Source organism: Aeromonas molluscorum 848, assembly GCF_000388115.1.
GTDB classification, from domain to species: Bacteria; Pseudomonadota; Gammaproteobacteria; order Enterobacterales; family Aeromonadaceae; genus Aeromonas; species Aeromonas molluscorum.
The window spans coordinates 1-15,006 of record NZ_AQGQ01000099.1 but is presented as its reverse complement, the minus strand read 5'-3'; the positions used below and the strand labels follow the sequence as shown (position 1 = coordinate 15,006).

Sequence of the window (15,006 nt, the reverse complement as noted above, 5' to 3'; positions counted from 1 at the left end):
GCATCAGCAGTCGTTCACCGCAGAGCCGGCACCGCCCATGATGGCGTTGTCCTCTATGGTGACGAACTCATAGTGGCTGGCGGCCAGAGAGAGCACCAGGGCGTCATCCATGGGTTTGACGAAGCGCATGTCTACCAGGGTGGCATCCAGTGCTTCGGCGGCAGCCTTGGCCTGATGGAGCAGGGTGCCAAACGCCAATATGGCGATGCCTTGACCCTCTTGCCCCTTTCTTTTGCGAATAATGCGTCCCTTGCCCAGCGCCAGCGCCTGCATCTCGGTCTGAACCTCGATGCCACAGCCACTGCCGCGCGGGTAGCGCACCGCTGCAGGCTGGTTGCACTGATAACCGGTGTAGAGCATCTGACGGCATTCGTTCTCATCGGATGGGGTCATGACCACCATGTTCGGCACGGTACGCAGGAAGCTGATGTCAAAGGCGCCCTGATGGGTTGGACCATCGGCACCGACTAGGCCTGCGCGGTCGATGGCAAACAGTACCGGCAGCTCTTGCAGGGCCACATCGTGGATCAGCTGGTCATAGGCCCGTTGCAGGAAGCTCGAATAGATGGCCACTACCGGTTTCTGGCCCGAGATGGCGAGACCGGCGGCGAAGGTCACCGCGTGCTGTTCGGCAATGGCCACATCGAAGTAGCGGCTGGGGTACTGCTGACTGAACTTGACCAGACCAGAGCCCTCGCGCATGGCGGGAGTGATGCCAACCAGACGCTCATCTACGGCAGCCATGTCGCACAGCCATTGGCCAAAGATGGCCGAGAAGTTCGGCTTGCCCGGGGTGGACTTGGGCAGTGCCCATTCGTCCGGGTTGAACTTGGGCACGGCGTGATAACCGATGGGGTCCTTCTCGGCAGGCTCGTAGCCTTTGCCCTTCTTGGTCTTGATATGCAGCAGCTGGGGACCCTTGAGGTTGCGCATGTTACGCAGGGTCTCGACCAGCGCATCGATATCGTGACCGTCGATGGGGCCTATGTAGTTGAAACCAAACTCTTCGAACAGGGTGCCGGGCACAACCATGCCCTTGAGGTGTTCCTCTGCGCGTTTAGCCAGTTCCTTGACGGGAGGCAGGCCGGACAGCACCTTCTTGCCCCCTTCGCGAATGGTGGTGTAGAGCTTGCCCGACATGATGCGGGCGAGGTGATTATTGAGGGCGCCGACATTTTCCGAGATGGACATCTCGTTGTCATTAAGCACCACCAGCATGTCCTTGTGGACGTCCCCTGCGTGATTGAGTGCCTCGAAGGCCATGCCGGCGGTGATGGCACCATCACCAATGACGGCAACCACCTTGCGGCCCAACCCTTCACTTTCGGCGGCGACAGCCATGCCGAGAGCGGCACCTATGGAGGTGCTGGAGTGGCCGACCGAGAGCACGTCATATTCGCTCTCGCCACGCCAGGGGAAGGGGTGCAGACCATCTTTCTTGCGAATGCTATGAATACGCTCGCGCCGTCCGGTCAAAATCTTGTGGGGATAGGCCTGATGGCCCACGTCCCACACCAGCCTATCGAAGGGGGTGTTGTAGACGTAATGCAGGGCGACCGTCAGTTCGACAGTACCGAGACCAGAGGCAAAGTGCCCACTGGAACGGCTCACCGAGCGCAGCAAGTACTCACGTAACTCGTTGCACAGGACAGGCAGACGCTCCTTGGGCAGGGATCTTAGCTCAACCGGGGTATCAGCGAGGGCCAGGTTGGGGAACTTGCTTATATCAACGCTCATATTGTTACTGTTATCCAGCGTTCAGTGGGTTCGCTCGATGATGTAATCGGCAAACGCTTCCAGAATATCGGTATTGTAGGGCAAAGGGCGCAGGGCTGTTAAGGCTTTGCCGTGCAGTTCGCGAGCCAGCTCACGGGCCTGTTCCAGACCGAGCAGTGCCGGATAGGTGCTCTTGGCCAGCGCCTGATCCGAGCCCTGGGGCTTGCCCAGAGTGGCGGTATCACCGGTGATGTCGAGGATGTCATCCTGCACCTGGAAGGCGAGGCCTATGGCGGCGGCATATTCTTGCAGTGCGTTCAGGGTCTGTAGTGCTATATCGGCCTTGCACAGGGCCCCCAGGGTGACAGCACATTCGATGAGCGCCCCCGTCTTGTGGCGATGTACCTGTTCGAGTTCGGACAGGCTGATCTGCCGCCCCTCGGCTTGCAGATCCAGTGCCTGCCCGCCGCACATGCCCAGATAACCCGAGGCGCGGGCCAGGGTACTCAGCATACGGACCCGGTTTGCCATCAATGCCTCAGGCATGGGGTGATCAGCCAGGATAGAGAATGCCAGGGTTTGCAGGGCATCTCCCGCCAGTATGGCGGTGCCTTCATCGAACGCTTTGTGAACCGTGGGTTGACCACGACGCAGATCGTCGTCATCCATGGCGGGCAGATCGTCGTGCAGCAGGGAATAGGCGTGAATGCACTCAACCGCCGCCGCCGGGCCATCGAGCAGGTCAGCCTCCACGGCCAACATCTCGCCGACGGCGTAGACCAGGAAGGGGCGCACCCGTTTACCGCCCAACAACAGGCCGTATTTCATGGCGTCGCGCAGACGCGGGGCCATGGCGGGCAGGGCATCGAGCTGTTGTGACAGCCGATCATCGATACGCTGGCGATGCAGACGAGAGAAACTATCCAGCGACACGGCTCAGGCTCCTTGCTCGGGTTCGAAGGGGACAGCCTGTTCGCTGCCATCGGCCTGGCTCAGCAAAATTTGGATTTTTTGCTCGGCCTGCTCCAGTTTCTGCTGACCGGCTCGCACCAGATGTATGCCCTGCTCGAACTGTTTCAGTGCCTCTTCCAAGGGGAGGGCGCCTTGCTCGAGTTGATGAACAATGGTTTCCAACTCTTCCAAGGTGGCATCAAAACTCAGTCGGTCGATTTTCTTAACGGCCATGTTCATCCTCGAGGATTGAAAAAACGGCTCATCTTAACATCCTCGCCCCTTGGGGGGGAGCGTGAAAGCGTCATTGCCTCAAACTCTGGCCATCGCTGCCGATATATAAGGCGACAAGGGGCAAGTGCGCACTTTCGAGCTTGCTGCTTGGGATGCAATAGCAGAAAATTCAATGAAATATAATGAATTCAAGAATCGGCTGACAGGAGTAGTGGCGTGGATCTAGGTAGTCTTATCGGCATAGTGCTCGGTTTTTCGGTGGTGATCTACGGCATGATACTGGGGGGCTCCCTCTCCATGTTCGTCGATGTGCCCTCTATCTGTATCACAGTGCTGGGCTCCATCTTCATTGCCATGATGAAGTTTAACGTTGGCCAGTTTTTCGGCGCCTTCAAGATTGCCGGCAAGGCATTCATCCACAAAGGCGAGAAAATCGATGATCTTATCCAAAAAGCGGTCGAACTGGCGGATGCTGCGCGCAAGGGGGGCTTCCTGGCGTTAGAGGCGGCGGAGATCCCCAACAGTTTCATGAAGAAGGGCATCGACATGCTGGTCGATGGCCATGATGCCGAAGTGGTGCGGGCCGTGATGGAGAAAGACATGGAGCTCACCTCGGATCGGCATGTCATTGCCATCAAGGTGTTTCGTGCCCTCGGGGATCTCGGCCCTGCCATGGGAATGATCGGTACGCTCGTGGGGCTGGTGGCCATGTTATCTAACATGAGCGACCCCAAATCCATCGGACCGGCCATGGCCGTTGCCCTGTTGACCACTCTGTATGGTGCTATTGAAGCCAACATGTTTGCCATTCCCATTGCTGACAAGCTGGAACTGCGCAGCGGTGAGGAGCGCCTCTCGCGGGCGTTGATCCTGGACGCCATCATGGGCATCCAGGATGGCCAGAACCCTCGCGTGATCCAGTCCATGCTGCAAAACTTACCTGCATCAGTCCAAGCGTAATGCAGGCACCGAGTAGGAATCGCCATGTCTAAACTGCAACTGTCCTCCTCCCGGCCTGCCAGCCTATATGGGTACCTTCGCCGATTTGATGTCGCTGCTGATGTGCTTTTTTGTACTGCTGCTCTCGTTTGCAGAGATGGATGTCCTTAAGTTCAAACAGATCGCCGGCTCCATGAAGTACGCATTCGGGGTGCAGAATTTATTGGAGGTCAAGGATATCCCCAAGGGAACCTCTGTCATCGCCCAGGAGTTCAGGCCGGGGCGACCAGAGCCGACACCGATAGATACCATCATGCAGCAGACCATCGACATGACCCAGACCGAGCTGGAGTTTCAGCCGGGGGAAGCCGATCAGTCCGGTGGTCAGCAGAAGGATGCGGGTGATCTGACGGGGGGCAAGACCAGCGAACAGGCACAGCAGGAGCAGCAACAACAGCAACAGGCCCAATCCAATGAGTTGGCCAAGAAGTTGGCGGAGCAACTCCAGGATCAGATCCAGGATGGCGCCATCGAGATAGAGTCCCTCGGCCAGCAAATCATTATTCGCATTCGTGAGAAAGCCTCCTTCCCGGCGGGCTCTGCCTTCCTGCAACCCCAGTTCTGGCCAGTGATCCGCAGGGTCGCCAGCCTGCTCAAAGATGTGCCTGGAGAGATCACCGTCTCCGGTCATACCGATGACGTAGCGACGGAGAATGAGCTGTTCAACTCCAATTGGGAACTCTCTTCCCAGCGGGCGGTAGCCGTTGCGCATCAGATGCTCAAGGTGCCAGGTTTTGATCAAAGTCGCCTTGTGGTGCAAGGCATGGCCGACACTCAGCCTCTGGTACTGAATAACTCGACCGAGAACCGCAGTACCAACCGCCGGGTCGAGATCGCTATCATGCAGGGCAAGCCGAGTGCTTCGGCGCCGATTGAACTGCCAAAAGGGGTTAATTAAGCTGGGTAGAGGATGATGGCGTGGCGGGGGGGATCATGGATTTTCCCCTGACTTCATATTAAGATACCTCATCCAAACCGATGGCAGCGGCTCTCTTTGACAGCCGCTGTCTCATTTTCAAGCAACTCAGGTTTTGACTATGAATCCTACTCCGATGACTGTGCGCGGCGCCGAGCAGCTGCGCAAAGAGCTCGATTATCTTAAGACCGAGCTGCGTCCGCAAATTATCGAAGCGATTGCTGATGCCCGTGAGCATGGTGATTTGAAAGAGAATGCCGAATACCATGCCGCCCGTGAGCAGCAAGGCTTCTGTGAGGGCCGCATTCAGGAAATTGAAGCCAAACTCTCCAATGTCCAGATCATCGATGTCACCAAGATAGCCAACAATGGTCGCGTCATCTTTGGTGCCACGGTCAATCTGCTCAAGTCGGAGACAGAAGAAGAGGTGACCTACCGCATAGTGGGTGACGATGAGGCTGATATTAAAAAGAACCTCATCTCGGTGAACTCTCCCATAGCCCGTGCCCTGATCGGCAAGGAAGTGGATGATGTCGCCATCGTCAAGACCCCGGCGGGGGATGTGGAATACGAAGTATTGAGCGTCGACTACCTGTAATCGGGTGCGTGACAGCGAAGAGGGGAGCCAGGCTCCCCTCTTGTCATTTGTGCGTCTGCTTCATTGCGCTGGCGGCGCATAAGCCTGAGTGAAGGTGCTCTGGTGGTGCTGGAACATCCAGCCACGCAGCCGTTCCTGATCCGCCTCGTTCATCTGGAAGTTGATGGCCCAGCCGATACTGGTTTGCTGGTTGCGAATCTCGCGGATCAGGACGCCACTGAGTGCAAGAGGCGCCAACTCATCCAGTATCAAGATGGCACTGACGGCATCCCCCCGTTTTAGGTGGCTGGGCAGTTGCTGGACGATGAGGCCATTGAGAGAGAGGCTGGTGACCTGGTAATTTCCTCCGCTCAGCTGTAGCCGGCCTTTTGTATCCAGGCGCCAGGCGCGGGGATGTTCGTGGCTGAGCTCCTGAATGACGGGGGCTGCGATACGGGGCTCGAGGAAACCGTCCTCACCTTGGGTGAAATAGAGAGGGAAGTGGAGCTGATGACCGGCGAAGCGGGCCTCCAGTGCCAGCATGTCGGCTCGTTGCAGCAGGCCAAGCAGGGGGGTATCCAGATAGCCGCTCAGGGATTGCCCGGCGGCTGACTCCTGGTCTTTCCCCAGCTCCCGCAACATGGTCAGTTCTTCGTCAGTGAGTATCTGCTGGTGATCCATGGTGTCGTTTCCAAGTATTCATCGCAGGTTAAGGCCCCGGCGACTACTTTGGCAAGCGACTTAGGAAGAGGGGAATGAGGGAGAGAGCAGTGCTCTCTCTTACTTGCGGGGCAGTTGGATCTTGGGTTCGTTGGCTTTGCGATAGATGGTCAGTACATGACCCATGCTCTGTACCTTGATGGCACCTGTTTCGCGAACGATGGCTTCCATGACCAGGGCCTTCATCTCACGATCTTCGGCGGCAACTTTCACCTTGATCAGCTCGTGATGGGCCAGTGCAAGATCGATCTCGGCCAGAACGCCTTCTGTCAGGCCGTGTTGACCAAGCAGTACGACGGGTTTCAGGCTGTGGGCCAAGCCCTTGAGGTACTGTTTCTGTTTATTGTTGAGCATCATGGCAAAATTCTTCATAAGTCAGGGTTGAAAGGGGCGTATTCTACCCCCACTTAGCCCTTAATACTAATAACCCTTGTGGTTTTTTAAAGCCGATCACCATGACCCAGAAAAAACGTTCCCCCAGCTCAACTCGCTGGTTGAAAGAGCATTTCGACGACCATTACGTCAAAAAAGCCCAGAAACTTGGGCTGAGATCTCGTGCTGTGTTCAAGATTGACGAGATCCAGGATAAGGACAAATTGCTCAAACCCGGCATGACGGTTGTGGATCTTGGCGCCGCTCCCGGTGGCTGGTCCCAGTTTGCCATCGATCAGGTGGGTGACAATGGGCGTGTCATCGCATGTGATATTCTGCCGATGGATTCCATCGCTGGTGTCGATTTCCTGCAAGGGGACTTTCGGGAGGAAACTGTCCTGGCTGCGCTGCTGGCGCGGGTGGGGCCTGACAAGGTGGACGTAGTCATGTCTGACATGGCGCCCAACATGAGCGGTACTCAGCAGGTGGATCAGGCGCGAGCCATGTATCTGGTCGAGCTGGCACTGGACATGTGCAACCAAGTACTGCGCGCGAATGGCAGTTTCGTGGCCAAGGTGTTTCAGGGGGAGGGATTTGATATCTATCTCAATGAAATACGACAACTTTTTACTGCAGTCAAGATACGCAAGCCGGACTCATCAAGAGCCCGCTCGCGCGAAGTGTACATTGTGGCTACCGGTTTTAAACTGTAGTACCCTACCTTTTAGCGTTAACTGTCAGTCTGCGAGGTTACTGATTTGAGTGACATGGCGAAAAACTTAATCCTGTGGCTGGTCATCGCCGTCGTGCTGATGTCGGTATTCAATAGCTTCAGCCCCAGTGATACCACCAGTCGCCAGCTGGACTATTCCAGCTTTGTAAAAGAAGTGGCCCAAGAGCAGATCCGCGAAGTGCGGATGGACGGTAAGGTCATCAATGGCGTCAAGCGCACCGGTGAGCGTTTCCAAACGATCATTCCGGCGCCGGATCCCCAGCTGCTCAACGACATGCTCAATCACAATGTGAAAGTCATGGGTGAGAAGCCGGAAGAGCCGTCGTTGCTGACGTCCATCTTCATCTCCTGGTTCCCGATGCTGTTGCTGATCGGTGTCTGGGTCTTCTTCATGCGTCAGATGCAAGGCGGCGGTGGCAAGGGTGCCATGTCGTTTGGCAAGAGCAAGGCTCGCCTGATGAGTGAAGAACAGATCAAGACCACCTTCGGTGACGTCGCAGGCTGTGACGAAGCGAAGGAAGAGGTGAAGGAGCTGGTTGACTATCTGCGCGATCCTTCCAAGTTCCAGAAGCTGGGTGGCAAGATCCCGACAGGCGTGTTGCTGGTCGGCCCGCCCGGTACCGGTAAGACCTTGCTGGCCAAGGCCATTGCAGGGGAAGCCAAGGTACCCTTCTTTACTATTTCGGGTTCCGATTTTGTGGAGATGTTCGTCGGTGTGGGTGCCTCCCGGGTACGTGACATGTTCGAACAGGCCAAGAAGTCATCGCCCTGCATCATCTTCATCGATGAAATTGATGCGGTCGGTCGTCAGCGTGGCGCTGGTTTGGGCGGTGGTCACGACGAGCGTGAGCAGACCCTGAACCAGATGCTGGTTGAGATGGATGGTTTTGAAGGCAATGAAGGCATCATCGTCATCGCCGCGACCAACCGTCCTGACGTGCTGGATCCTGCCCTGCTGCGTCCGGGTCGTTTCGATCGTCAGGTTGTGGTTGGTCTGCCGGATGTGCGTGGCCGTGAGCAGATCCTGAAAGTGCACATGCGCAAGGTACCGTTGGCCGATGATGTCAATGCTGCCGTTATTGCGCGTGGTACTCCGGGGTTCTCCGGTGCCGACTTGGCCAACCTGGTCAACGAAGCAGCCCTGTTCTCGGCGCGTGAGAGTCGCCGCGTGGTTTCCATGTCCGAGTTCGAACGTGCCAAGGACAAGATCATGATGGGCGCCGAACGTCGTTCCATGGTGATGCAGGAGTCCGAGAAGGAGATGACGGCTTACCATGAGGCTGGCCATGCCATCATAGGTCGCATGGTGCCGGATCACGATCCCGTCTATAAAGTCTCGATCATTCCCCGCGGTCGTGCGCTAGGTGTGACCATGTACCTGCCTGAGCAAGATCGCTGGAGCCACTCCAAGCAGCATCTGGAGTCCATGATCTCCAGCCTGTACGGCGGTCGTCTGGCGGAAGAGCTGATCTACGGTGCCGAAAAGGTATCGACAGGGGCGTCCAACGACATCGAACGTGCTACCGACATAGCGCGCAAGATGGTGACCCAGTGGGGGATGTCCGAGCGTCTCGGCCCCATGCTCTATGCAGAGGAAGATGGCGAGGTATTCCTTGGACGCAGCATGGCCAAGGCCAAGCACATGTCCGATGATACTGCCCGCATCATTGATGCAGAGATCAAACTGGTCATCGATCGCAACTATGATCGCGCCAAGCAGATCCTCATGGACAACATGGATGTGTTGCACACCATGAAGGATGCGCTGATGAAGTACGAAACCATCGACGCCAAACAGATCGAAGATCTGATGTCCCGTCGCGAGGTGCGTGCTCCCAGCAACTGGCATGACGATCACAGCGGTGATACGCCAAACGGCGGTAGTGCGACCAAGGCTGAACCTGAAGAGGTAAAAGCCGAGGAGCCGAAAGAGGCTAATGTCGATATCGACAAAGCCAACGACGTTCCGGCCAAATAAGATTTTTCTCTCTCAAACCCCGGGCTCGCCCGGGGTTTTTTCATTGATGAAAATGGACTCGAACATGCAGTTATCCAGCAAGGGGATCAGCCTCTCCCTCGACCGTCCCCATGTCATGGGGATCCTCAATGTGACCCCGGACTCCTTCTCCGATGGCGGCCGCTTCAATCAGATAGAGCAGGCGCTTAACCATGCCCGCCAGATGGTGAGCGATGGTGCCACCCTGATCGACATAGGAGGGGAGTCGACTCGCCCTGGTGCCCCCGATGTGAGTGAGCAGGAAGAACTGGATAGGGTGGTGCCGGTGGTTGAGCGGATCGCCCGCGAACTGGAGGTGATGATCTCCCTCGATACCTCCAAGGCCATAGTGATGCGCGAGGGGTGCGCTGCTGGCGGTCACCTTATCAATGATGTGCGTGCCCTGCTGGAGCCAGGGGCTCTGGCCGCTGCGGCGCAGGCTGACGTGCCCGTTTGTCTGATGCACATGCAGGGGCAGCCAAGAACCATGCAGGCCGAACCTCATTACGATGACCTGGTGGGGGAGGTGAGGGCTTTCTTTGATGAACGGATCGCCGCCTGTCTTGCCGTTGGCATTCCCCGTGCGCAGCTGCTGCTCGACCCGGGTTATGGCTTTGGCAAGACTCTCGCGCACAATTATCAACTGCTCGCAAGGCAAGCCGCCTTGCTCGATTATGGTTTGCCACTCTTGGTGGGGATGTCGCGAAAGTCTATGATAGGCAGCTTGCTTGGTCGCACTGTCGACGAGCGCCTCGCCGGCAGCCTGGCTTGCGCCCTGATAGGGATGCAACAGGGAGCCCGCATCATAAGGGTGCACGACGTGCGCGAAACCATGGATGCGCTGCGCATCGGTTGGTTGGCAACAACGGGAAATGATTTTAACTCCAAATAAAATAACGAGAACAAACCATGGCTAGAAAATACTTTGGTACCGATGGGGTACGCGGCAAGGTGGGTGAATACCCAATCACTCCGGATTTCGTGATGAAGCTGGGTTGGGCTGCCGGTAAGGTGCTTTCCAAAAAGGGTACCAAGAAGGTGCTGATCGGCAAGGATACCCGTATCTCCGGTTACATGCTGGAATCGGCGCTGGAAGCGGGCCTCTCAGCCGCTGGTCTCAAGGCGATACTGATGGGGCCCATGCCTACCCCCGCAGTGGCGTATCTGACCCGCACTTTCCGCGCCGAAGCGGGGATCGTCATCAGTGCATCCCACAACCCTTTCTATGATAACGGCATCAAGTTCTTCTCCGCCGACGGTACCAAGCTGCCGGACGAGGTCGAACTGGCCATCGAGGCTGAACTCGACAACGAGCTCAAGTGCGTCGAGTCGGCCGAGCTTGGCAAGGCGGTGCGTATCGAGGATGCCGCGGGTCGTTACATCGAGTTCTGCAAGAGCACCTTCCCCTCCAACCTCAGCCTGGAGGGACTCAAGATGGTGATAGATTGTGGCCATGGCGCCACCTATCACATAGCACCTTCCGTGTTTCGTGAGTTGGGTGCCGAGGTGATTGCCATTGGTTGCAGCCCGGATGGCCTCAACATCAATGAAGGGGTTGGCTCTACCGCGCCTGAGGCGCTGGTTGCCAAGGTACTGGAGACTAAGGCTGATCTGGGTATCGCCTTCGATGGTGATGGGGATCGCCTGGTCATGGTCGATCACGCGGGTTACATCATCGATGGTGACGAGATCCTCTATATCATCGCTCGGGATGCCTTGCGCAATGGCCGCCTCAAAGGCGGCGTGGTCGGTACTCTGATGGCCAACATGGGCCTTGAGCTGGCGCTGCAAACGTTAGGGATCCCCTTTGCCCGTGCCAAGGTGGGTGATCGCTATGTGCTGGAGATGCTCAACGAGAAAGGTTGGCGCATCGGTGGCGAGAACTCGGGCCATATCATTTGCCTGGATCAGACCACCACAGGAGATGGTATCGTTGCCGCCCTGCAGGTGCTCACAGCCATGTGCACTGCCGAGATGCCCCTTGCCAAGCTGCGCTCTGGCATGAGCAAGTTCCCTCAGATACTCGTCAATGTGCGCTTTGCCGAAGGACAGGATCCCCTGACTTCGCCAGCCGTGCTCGACGAGGTGAAAAAGGTTGAGCAAGAGTTGGCTGGTCGTGGGCGGGTGCTGCTGCGCAAGTCGGGCACTGAACCGCTGATCCGTGTCATGGTGGAAGGTGAGCAAGAGGAGCTGGTTCGTGACATGGCCGAACGCATTGCTCAACAGGTAAAATCGGCGTTTTAATAAGCGATGAGGGCGGTTTTTACACCGCCCTGGTTGTATCTTGTTCAAACGATTCAAAAAATCATAAATAGCGCTTGTCAGTTCAATGTCCTCTGGATATTATCTGCCTCGCTTTCGCAAGGGAGTTTGCCGATGGGAAACCGGAAGCCGTTTGTAGCAGCCAACTGGAAGTTGCACGGTAGCAGGTCGCAGTTAGAAAGGTTCACCACCGCTTGCCTCAAAGGGTTGAGTGATGATGTCGAAACTGTACTGTGTCCATCCCATGTGCATCTCGACTTTGCATCTAACCTGCTCGCGGAGCAGAGTTTGATGAAGTTGGGGGCTCAGAGTGTGAGTCAGCACAAGTCTGGCGCTTATACGGGAGAGGTCTCGTGTGAGATGCTGATTGAGGCAGGGTGTCGATACGTTATCGTAGGGCACTCCGAGCGTAGGCGTCTCTTTGGAGAAACCAGTTTCATTGTCGCGGAGAAGTTCGCGGCCGTCAGAGCGGCAGGCTTGATACCCATACTTTGTTTGGGTGAGTCAGGAGCAGCAAGGCAGGCGAGGCGCACCTTCGAAGTGATAGCCGAGGAGCTGGACATAGTCCTAGAGAAGAATGGCGCGATGGCATTCGATAATGCTATTATCGCCTACGAGCCGATTTGGGCTGTAGGCACAGGTAAATGCGCCACACCCGAGCAGGCACAAGAGGTTCATTCCTTTATTCGTGGTCGCTTGGCGGAGGATACTCCGGTAATAGGTGATAAAGTTAGAATCATCTATGGTGGGAGCCTGACACCGGCCAATGCGAGAGATTTGTTTGCCCAGCCCGACGTTGACGGCGGTCTGATTGGTGGAGCAAGCCTCGATGACCAGGCGTTCTTAGGAATTGTTGAAGCGGCAAAGGGTGCAAGTTAAATGTACGAAATTCTTTTAGTCGTTTATCTGCTGGTATCACTGACACTGATTGGTCTGGTGATGATACAGCAAGGTAAAGGGGCTGACATGGGCGCCTCCTTCGGCGCAGGGGCATCAAATACTGTATTTGGCTCCAGTGGTTCAGGTAATTTCCTGACCCGAACAACAGCAATTTTGGCAACTCTGTTTTTTGTTATCAGCCTGGTGCTTGGCTCCATGTCTGGCCACAAAGCTAAACAGGGTAGCGAGTGGGAAAATCTGCAACAAACCCAACAGGTTGAGCAGACTGAAACGCCGGTGAAGAAAGATTCCGACGTTCCCAACTGAGTGAGTTTTGCCGTGGTGGTGGAATTGGTAGACACGCTATCTTGAGGGGGTAGTGCTCTAGGGTGTGCGGGTTCGAGTCCCGCCCACGGCACCAATTAAGTAGTGAGCCTGGGTGACCAGGTATATTATGGCCCTTCTTTCTTGTACGAAAAGACGGATAAGGCTATAATCTCGCACGATTTCGGACGCGGGGTGGAGCAGCATGGTAGCTCGTCGGGCTCATAACCCGAAGGTCGTCGGTTCAAATCCGGCCCCCGCAACCAAATTTCACGCATTCCTTCGCTCAGGAAAGCGGTCGCTGCGAGGCGACAATCAGGGTACAGCGCCAAGCCCCGATTTGACATCGGGGCTTTTTGTTATGTGCAATTTACTCTGACTTTGTACTTCATCTGGGCTATATGCCCTTTTTTTGTTTTTTTCGGAGGGTAACTTTGGCTACGTTGGAACAGCGTTTGACCGATCTGCTCGAGGCGCCTATCAAAGCCTTGGGTTTTGAACTTTGGGGTGTGGAGTTTATCCGTGCGGGTAAACACTCAACCCTGCGTGTCTATATAGATAGCGAGCAGGGCGTGACCGTTGAAAACTGCGCCGAGGTGAGCCGTCAGGCCGGTGCCATCATGGACGTTGAAGATCCCATCACCGAGGAGTACTACCTGGAAGTCTCCTCTCCCGGTCTGGATCGTCCCCTGTTCAAGGTTACCCAGTTCGAAAAATACGTTGGCCAGGAGGCGGCGGTGCAGCTTCGAATGGCAACAAATAACCGCCGCAAGTTCAAAGGCGTAATCAAAGCCGTGCAGGGGGATACCATCACCCTGACGGTGGATGGTAAGGACGAGCTGTTCGCTTTCACCAATATCCAAAAAGCGAACATAGTGCCGAACTTTGGTTAACGAGGCTATCGGATATGAATAAAGAAATTTTGCTGGTCGTTGACGCAGTGTCACACGAGAAAGCCGTGCCCCGCGAGAAGATCTTCGAGGCGCTGGAAACTGCGCTGGCGACGGCTACCAAGAAGAAATACGAAGGCGAGATCGAAGTTCGCGTCGAGATCGACCGCAAGACCGGTGACTATGACACCTACCGTCGTTGGGTCGTGGTCGCCGATCAGGCTTCCATGGAGAACGCCTACGGCGAGATCACCCTGGAAGCGGCTCAGATCGATGATCCCGAGATCCAGATCGGTGACTATGTAGAAGACCAGATTGACTCTGTTACCTTCGACCGTATCACCACTCAGACCGCCAAGCAGGTTATCGTGCAGAAAGTGCGTGAAGCCGAGCGTTCCCAGGTCGTGGATCAGTTCAAGGACAAAGAAGGCACCATCATCAGTGGTGTGGTCAAGAAGAGCAACCGTGACAACGTGATCCTGGATCTGGGCAGCAATGCCGAGGCCGTGATCTTCCGTGACGACATGCTGCCGCGCGAGACTTTCCGTCCCGGCGATCGCATCCGTGGTCTGCTCTATGCGGTACGCCCTGAGGCGCGTGGTTCCCAGCTGTTTGTCAGCCGTTCCAGCCCAGAGTTCATCAAAGAGCTGTTCCGCATCGAAGTACCGGAAATCGGTGAAGAGATGATCGAGATCATGGGCGCCGCCCGTGACCCGGGTTCCCGCGCCAAGATCGCGGTCAAGACCAACGATCGTCGTATCGACCCTATCGGTGCCTGTATCGGCATGCGTGGCGCTCGTGTGCAGGCGGTTTCCGCCGAGCTGAGTGGCGAGCGCGCTGACATCGTCTTGTACGATGACAACCCTGCTCAATACGTGATCAATGCCATGGCCCCGGCCGATGTGGCCTCCATCATCGTTGATGAAGACAACCACACCATGGATATCGCCGTGGAAGCAGCCAACCTGGCTCAGGCCATCGGCCGTAACGGTCAGAACGTGCGTCTGGCTTCCCAACTGACCGGTTGGGAGCTGAATGTCATGACCGTCGAGGACATGCGTGCCAAGCACCAGGCCGAGAACGACCGTATCCTGACCCTGTTCACCAGCACCCTGGATATCGATGACGATTTCGCCGGTCTGCTGATGGAAGAGGGCTTCTCGACTCTGGAAGAGATTGCCTTCGTACCGGTCAACGAGTTGCTGGCTATCGACGGTCTGGATGAAGACATGGTCGAAGAGCTGCGCACCCGTGCCAAGGATGCCCTGACTACCCAGGCCCTGGCCAAAGAAGAATCGTTCGAAGGTGTTGAGCCTTCTGAAGAACTGCTCGGTCTCAAAGGCCTGGATCGCGAATTGGCCTATGCATTGGCTGCTCGCGGTATCGGCAATCTGGAAGACTTGGCAGAGCAAGGCATCGATGACCTTGCTGATATTG

General features: G+C 56.3%; 15 protein-coding genes, 2 tRNA genes and 1 pseudogene. 13 read left to right on the top strand and 5 right to left on the bottom strand.

Annotated features, from left to right (window positions below; all coding sequences use genetic code 11):
• Positions 1 to 3 precede the first annotated feature (3 nt).
• From dxs to xseB, 3 genes are read right to left on the bottom strand one after another with little or no spacing between them, the layout of a single operon-like run.
• Positions 4 to 1,737: a 1-deoxy-D-xylulose-5-phosphate synthase gene (dxs, locus tag G113_RS13340; protein WP_005903979.1), complete on the bottom strand. Its 1,734-nt coding sequence runs from the start codon at positions 1,735 to 1,737 to the stop codon at positions 4 to 6.
• A gap of 21 nt (positions 1,738 to 1,758) precedes the next feature.
• The gene (ispA, locus tag G113_RS13335; RefSeq protein ID WP_005903977.1) at positions 1,759 to 2,649 is read right to left on the bottom strand and encodes a (2E,6E)-farnesyl diphosphate synthase; all 891 of its coding nucleotides are present in this window, start codon (positions 2,647 to 2,649) and stop codon (positions 1,759 to 1,761) included.
• 3 nt (positions 2,650 to 2,652) lie between these two features.
• Entirely contained in the window at positions 2,653 to 2,901 is a 249-nt protein-coding gene (gene xseB / locus G113_RS13330; protein WP_005903975.1) for an exodeoxyribonuclease VII small subunit, read from the bottom strand.
• Positions 2,902 to 3,117: 216 nt separating this feature from the next.
• Between xseB and pomA the strand changes: the two are divergent.
• The 3 genes and pseudogenes from pomA to greA all read left to right on the top strand — a co-directional run bounded on the left by pomA (position 3,118) and on the right by greA (position 5,414).
• Positions 3,118 to 3,877, top strand: a pseudogene (gene pomA / locus G113_RS13325) (flagellar motor protein PomA).
• A 51-nt stretch (positions 3,878 to 3,928) separates the two neighbouring features.
• Complete coding sequence (locus G113_RS13320) at positions 3,929 to 4,798, top strand: flagellar motor protein MotB (protein WP_005903971.1); 870 nt, start codon at positions 3,929 to 3,931, stop codon at positions 4,796 to 4,798.
• Between the two features lie 139 nt (positions 4,799 to 4,937).
• Positions 4,938 to 5,414: a transcription elongation factor GreA gene (greA, locus tag G113_RS13315; RefSeq protein ID WP_005903968.1), complete on the top strand. Its 477-nt coding sequence runs from the start codon at positions 4,938 to 4,940 to the stop codon at positions 5,412 to 5,414.
• Positions 5,415 to 5,474: 60 nt separating this feature from the next.
• Here greA and G113_RS13310 read toward each other — a convergent pair whose 3' ends face one another.
• Both G113_RS13310 and yhbY read right to left on the bottom strand, forming a co-directional pair.
• On the bottom strand, positions 5,475 to 6,074 hold the full coding sequence (locus tag G113_RS13310) for a hypothetical protein (RefSeq protein WP_005903966.1): 600 nt from the start codon (positions 6,072 to 6,074) through the stop codon (positions 5,475 to 5,477).
• Positions 6,075 to 6,173: 99 nt separating this feature from the next.
• On the bottom strand, positions 6,174 to 6,470 hold the full coding sequence (yhbY, locus tag G113_RS13305; protein ID WP_005903964.1) for a ribosome assembly RNA-binding protein YhbY: 297 nt from the start codon (positions 6,468 to 6,470) through the stop codon (positions 6,174 to 6,176).
• A 98-nt stretch (positions 6,471 to 6,568) separates the two neighbouring features.
• On the opposite strand from yhbY, the gene rlmE reads away from it, so the two are divergent.
• From rlmE to nusA, 10 genes are all read left to right on the top strand, one after another.
• Entirely contained in the window at positions 6,569 to 7,198 is a 630-nt protein-coding gene (gene rlmE / locus G113_RS13300) for a 23S rRNA (uridine(2552)-2'-O)-methyltransferase RlmE (RefSeq protein ID WP_005903962.1), read from the top strand.
• 45 nt (positions 7,199 to 7,243) lie between these two features.
• Complete coding sequence (gene ftsH / locus G113_RS13295) at positions 7,244 to 9,196, top strand: ATP-dependent zinc metalloprotease FtsH (RefSeq protein ID WP_005903960.1); 1,953 nt, start codon at positions 7,244 to 7,246, stop codon at positions 9,194 to 9,196.
• Positions 9,197 to 9,260: 64 nt separating this feature from the next.
• On the top strand, positions 9,261 to 10,106 hold the full coding sequence (gene folP / locus G113_RS13290; RefSeq protein ID WP_005903958.1) for a dihydropteroate synthase: 846 nt from the start codon (positions 9,261 to 9,263) through the stop codon (positions 10,104 to 10,106).
• A gap of 17 nt (positions 10,107 to 10,123) precedes the next feature.
• Complete coding sequence (gene glmM, locus G113_RS13285; RefSeq protein ID WP_005903956.1) at positions 10,124 to 11,458, top strand: phosphoglucosamine mutase; 1,335 nt, start codon at positions 10,124 to 10,126, stop codon at positions 11,456 to 11,458.
• A gap of 132 nt (positions 11,459 to 11,590) precedes the next feature.
• Entirely contained in the window at positions 11,591 to 12,355 is a 765-nt protein-coding gene (gene tpiA / locus G113_RS13280) for a triose-phosphate isomerase (RefSeq protein WP_005903955.1), read from the top strand.
• A complete protein-coding gene (gene secG / locus G113_RS13275) occupies positions 12,356 to 12,682 on the top strand; it encodes a preprotein translocase subunit SecG (RefSeq protein WP_005903953.1) in 327 nt (108 codons plus the stop codon).
• Positions 12,683 to 12,691: 9 nt separating this feature from the next.
• Positions 12,692 to 12,776, top strand: a tRNA-Leu gene (locus G113_RS13270).
• Between the two features lie 92 nt (positions 12,777 to 12,868).
• A tRNA-Met gene (locus tag G113_RS13265) sits at positions 12,869 to 12,945 on the top strand.
• A gap of 168 nt (positions 12,946 to 13,113) precedes the next feature.
• A complete protein-coding gene (rimP, locus tag G113_RS13260; protein ID WP_005903951.1) occupies positions 13,114 to 13,572 on the top strand; it encodes a ribosome maturation factor RimP in 459 nt (152 codons plus the stop codon).
• Between the two features lie 14 nt (positions 13,573 to 13,586).
• On the top strand, positions 13,587 to 15,006 hold a 1,420-nt coding region (nusA, locus tag G113_RS13255), incomplete at its 3' end, for a transcription termination factor NusA (RefSeq protein WP_005903949.1).